This window comes from Mesorhizobium sp. M0106 (genome assembly GCF_040322715.1).
Lineage (GTDB): Bacteria > Pseudomonadota > Alphaproteobacteria > Rhizobiales > Rhizobiaceae > Mesorhizobium.
Genome location: NZ_JAMYUA010000150.1, coordinates 1 through 567 on the forward strand (window position 1 = coordinate 1; position 567 = coordinate 567).

A 567-nucleotide genomic window follows, 5' to 3' on the forward strand; every position below is an offset into this window, starting at 1 on the left:
GCCTGTCGCCGCTGCAGGACGGCATCCTGTTCCATCATCTTCTGGCCGGGCGGGGCGATCCCTACCTGCTGGTGTCGCAGATGGCCTTTGCCGACCGTGACCTGTTGGAGCGCTATCTTGGTGCGCTCCAAAAGGTGGTGGATCGTCACGACATTCTGCGCACGGCCTTTGTCTGGGAGGGGCTGTCGAGCCCGGCCCAGGTGGTGTGGCGCAAGGCGGCCCTGGAGGTGCTCGAGGTCGAGCTTGATGAAGATGACCGTCCCCCTCATGAACAAATGAAGCGGCGGTTCGATCCGCGCCAGTACCGCATCGACCTTGGCCGGGCGCCGTTGTTGCGCGTCGTGATCGCGCGCGAGCCGGGCAGCGGGCGCTGGCTGCTGCTGGAACTGCAGCATCATCTGATCGGGGATCACACGACGTTGGAAGTGATGCATGCCGAGGTGCAGGCGGTTCTGGAGGGGCGCGCGCATGAGCTTGGCGCGCCGCAGCCGTTCCGCAATCTGGTGGCGCAGGCGCGGTTGGGGGTCGATGCCAAGGCGCATGAAGAGTTCTTCCGGACGATGCTGG

1 protein-coding gene is annotated in these 567 nt (G+C 65.4%); it reads left to right on the top strand.

Annotated features, from left to right (window positions below):
• Positions 1-567, top strand: a 567-nt coding sequence (locus NKJ55_RS35530) for a condensation domain-containing protein (protein ID WP_352453946.1), incomplete at both ends; no start/stop codon positions are given.